Origin of the sequence: Bradyrhizobium sp. PRIMUS42, from assembly GCF_023006515.1 — a bacterium.
GTDB lineage: Bacteria > Pseudomonadota > Alphaproteobacteria > Rhizobiales > Xanthobacteraceae > Bradyrhizobium.
This window is the reverse complement of sequence record NZ_JALBGZ010000573.1, coordinates 1-4,042: the sequence shown is the minus strand read 5'-3', so window position 1 is coordinate 4,042 and position 4,042 is coordinate 1. Positions and strand designations below refer to the sequence as shown.

At 64.4% G+C, this 4,042-nt stretch carries 4 protein-coding genes; 2 read left to right on the top strand and 2 right to left on the bottom strand.

The window, feature by feature from the left end:
• Together MOV75_RS29530 and MOV75_RS29525 are read right to left on the bottom strand one after the other, a co-directional pair.
• Window positions 1-842 (bottom strand): LysM peptidoglycan-binding domain-containing protein (locus MOV75_RS29530; protein WP_247007082.1); only part of this gene is annotated, 842 nt, incomplete at its 3' end.
• 177 nt (window positions 843-1,019) lie between these two features.
• A complete protein-coding gene (locus MOV75_RS29525) occupies window positions 1,020-1,499 on the bottom strand; it encodes a MarR family winged helix-turn-helix transcriptional regulator (RefSeq protein WP_246930196.1) in 480 nt (159 codons plus the stop codon).
• Window positions 1,500-1,610: 111 nt separating this feature from the next.
• On the opposite strand from MOV75_RS29525, the gene MOV75_RS29520 reads away from it, so the two are divergent.
• A complete protein-coding gene (locus tag MOV75_RS29520; protein WP_246930193.1) occupies window positions 1,611-2,819 on the top strand; it encodes an ABC transporter substrate-binding protein in 1,209 nt (402 codons plus the stop codon).
• 16 nt (window positions 2,820-2,835) lie between these two features.
• On the top strand, window positions 2,836-4,014 hold the full coding sequence (locus MOV75_RS29515; RefSeq protein WP_246930191.1) for a cytochrome P450: 1,179 nt from the start codon (window positions 2,836-2,838) through the stop codon (window positions 4,012-4,014).
• Window positions 4,015-4,042 lie beyond the last annotated feature (28 nt).

The window sequence follows — 4,042 nt, the reverse complement described above, 5'->3', positions numbered from 1 at the left end:
AGCTGCGCGTTCTCCGGCAGCGAATTGCTCTGCGCGAGCGTCCACAGCGGCACGCGATTGGCGGCGGCGATGCTCTCCATGGTGTCGCCGCGGCGCACCGGCAGCCGCACGCCGCTATCCCACAATTCGACCAGGGTATCCGCTGGCACGAGATAGCGCAGCGGCACGGCATTGGCCTGGGTCTGCGGCGGAATGCGCGGCAACTGCGTCACCATCTCGACGATCTGGCGATGGATGTCGTCGGACTTCTCGATGTTGATGTGCGAGACGCGCGCGTTTTCCTTCAAGTCGTAACTCGCATAATGGCCACGAAAGCCGGGGACCGCGACGACGTCGCCACCGCCGAGCACGCTGTCGGACAGGAAGATGTTGATGAAGCGCTCGACATTGAGCGGCACGTCGCCAGTCGCGTGCGCGGGATCGACGGCGATGACGAGGCTGATCGGGATGTTCTCCTTGGCCGCCATCTCGGAGATGACGATCGAGCACAGCCCGCCCATGGAGTGGCCGATCAGCACGATCGGCGCCGCCTTCTCCTTGTAACTGGCGATGACGCGATTGCCGATGAACCGGCACAGGGTGAATTCATAGACATCGGCGGAGAAGCCGGCCTGCGTCAGTTTCTCGCCGAGCCGGTCCATGCCGGTCGAGAAGATCGGGCCCATGGCACCACGGAACAGGTAGATATTCGGCGGCGGCAACGGCTCGAACGGCGGCGGCGGCGGCGCGGCAGGTACGGCCGTAGCGGGCTTCGACTTGGCGGGTGAGGCAGCGGCCATGCCGGGGCCCAAGGCGAGCAGTGCAACGGCTGCCAGCGCGACTAGTCGCCTCAGATCAATCATCAGTCCGCAGTCCCACCACGGGAGGCAAAGTCCCCCTCCGGGGGCTTAGTGACCACCGATTGGGTGGATTTTGGGGCACGGAACCGGCGGCCTCCTCCAGCAACCTGTGGGTCCGCCGCGTATCCGCGGGGCGTAACGGGCTTTGCGACGATCGGCCTCAGGTCGGCTCCCAGAAGGCTAGAACGGCAGAATGCGGTTCAGGAGTTCGAGCAGCGTGCGCTGCTCGGCCTGGCTGAGCGGCGCCAACATCCGTTCATTGTAGGGCTGCGTCAGCCTTGCCCCGTCCTGAATGAGCTTTGCGCCCCTTGGCGTGAGCATCAGCTCGACGGCGCGGCGATCGGACTTCGAGCGATGGCGCTTGATGAAGCCGGATGATTCGAGCTCGTTCAGGATCTTGATCAGGTTCGGCAGGCGCAGCCGGAGCACGCTGGCGAGGCTGCTGGGGGGAACGCCGGGATTATCGCGAATGATCGCGAAGATCGCATAGGTCGCGGGAGTCAGGCCCAAGGCGGCGAACTCCTCGTAGAAGGCTTCGAAGAACTTCAGCTGCGCGAGGCGCAGCATGAAGCCGGGCGTCCGCTGCAGCGCGCGCAGGTCCAGCGACGTCTCCGATGGCGGAGCGGACTTGGCTCCGGGTCTCAATGCTTTCGAGCTCATGATCCTCGATCCGCGGCGGCGACCATATGTCGGCCGAATTGACTCTCTCAGAAATAGCTATAAAATATAACTATTATATAGCGGCACCAAGACCGCACATGGGAGGGAACAATGAACAGCAAATTCCTGCATAAACTATGCATGCTGGCGGCAATGCTGACGGCCGCACCGGCATTCGCCCAGGACGTGGTGAAGATCGGCATCCTGAACGACCAATCGGGTCCGTTCGCCAGCTATCAGGGCATCGGCTCGGTCGTCGCCGCCAAAATGGCGGTCGAAGACTACGGCGGAAAGGCCGCCGGCAAGCCGGTCGAGGTCGCCGCCGCCGACCATCAGAACAAGACCGATATCGGCATCGGTATCGCCCGGCGCTGGTACGAGAACGAGGGTGTCGATGCGATCTTCGACCTGCCGAACTCGTCGATCGCGCTGGCGGTGGCCGGCATGAGCGCCGAGAAGAACAAGGTCTTCGTCGGGTCGGGCGCCGGAACGGTGCTCCTGACCGGCGAGAAATGCACGCCGAACACCGTGCACTGGACCTACGACACCTATGCCTATGGGCGCGGTCTCGGCAAGGCGATCGTGCAGCAGGGCGGCAAGAAGTGGTTCTTCATCACCGCCGACTATGCCTTCGGCCATGATCTCGAGAAGCAAGCCGCAGAGGCCGTGAAGGCGTCCGGCGGCGAGGTGCTCGGCAGCGTGCGGCATCCGCTCGGAACGGCCGATTACGCCTCTTTCCTGCTCCAGGCCCAGGCGTCGGGCGCGAACGTCGTCGGCTTCGCCAATGCCGGCGACGATACCATCACCTCGATGAAGCAGGCCGCCGAGTTCGGGCTGACCAAGGACCGCAAGCTGGTCGGATTGATCCTCGGCATGAACGGCCTGCCCGCACTCGGCCTGAAGTTTGCGCAAGGCGCGCAGATCATGAACCCGTTCTATTGGGATCTGAACGACGGCACGCGTGCTTTCGCCAAACGCTTCGCCGAACGCATTCCCTCGAAGGCCTATCCGAACGACATGCAGGCCGGCGTCTATGCCTCGGTCATTCACTATCTCAAGGCCGTCGACAAGGTCGGCGGCTCCAAGGACGGCAAGGCGGTGGTCGCGGCGATGAAGGAGTTGCCGACCGACGATCCGCTGTTCGGCAAGGGCTACATTCGCAAGGACGGACGCAAGATCCATCCGCTCTACCTCTTGCAGGTCAAGGCTCCCGACGAGTCGACCTCGACCTGGGATCTCCTGAAGGTCGTCGCCACGATCAAGGGCGAGGACGCCTTCCGCTCCGAGAGCGACGGTCAATGCCCACTGAGCAAGCAATAGCCGTTGGAAGCTGACCATGAGCGGCATTGTATCCAGTCCGGTCGACCCGTTCGCGACCGACTTCCTGAGCGCCCCCTATCCTGCCTATGAGGCGCTGCGCGCGCTCGGGCCCGCTTTCGCGCTGGAGCGTTACGGCGTGTGGGCCATGGCAGGCTATGCCGAGGTCGAGCCGGCCCTGAAGGACTGGAAGACCTTCATCAGTGGCGAGGGCGTCGGGCTCCACGGGATGAACCCGGCGCTGCCAAAGCCGCTGACGCTGCAGATCGATCCGCCGGACCATGACAAGGGCCGGCGGGTGCTCGGCCGCACGCTGTCTCCGGGCGTCGCAAGAAAGCTGCGCGAGACGTTCCAGCAGGAAGCGGAGAGAAAAGTTTCGGAGCTGATCGACAAAGGCACGTTCGATGCCGTGACCGATCTGGCCGAGGCCTATCCGATGAAGGTGTTTCCGGATGCGATCGGCATCCGGCCCGACGGCCGCGAGAAACTGCTGGCCTGGAGCACGTTCGTGTTCGACAGCTTCGGCCCTGACAACGAGATCCAGGCCGCGTCGCGCAAGGCGGGCCTCGCGGCGCAGAGCTGGATCATGGAATGTTGCGCGCGAGACGCGCTACGGCCCGACAGCCTCGGCATGATGATCTACCAGGCGGCCGACGACGGCGAGATCACCGAGCACGAGGCGACGCACCTGGTGCGGCCGTTCCTCACCGCGGGAATCGACACCACGGTCAACGGCATCGGCAACACCCTGCTCGCGCTCGCGACCCATCCGGAGGAATACCGCAAGCTGCATCACAAGCCGGAGCTGGCGCGCAACGCTTTCGAGGAGGGCCTGCGTTACGATTCACCGATTCAGACGTTCTTTCGCACCACCTCCCGCGACGTCGAGATCGGCGGCGGCGTGATCCCGGCACATCGCAAGGTGCTGCTGTTCATGGCCTCCGCCAACCGCGATCCCGCGCGTTGGGACAAGCCGGACCGTTTCGAGGTGGAACGGGCCGCGACCGGGCATGTCGGTTTCGGCGCAGGCATCCACGCCTGCGTCGGTCAGATGATCGCGCGCCTGGAAGGCGAATTGATCTTCAGCGAGCTCGCGAGGCGCGTGAAGACCATCGAGCTCACGGCGGAGCCGAAGCGCAGGCTCAATAACTCGCTGCGCGGGCTCGCGAGCATGCCGGTCCGGGTGACGGCTGCCTAGTTCCTTGCCGGAGCCGTCGCGGCCGCTG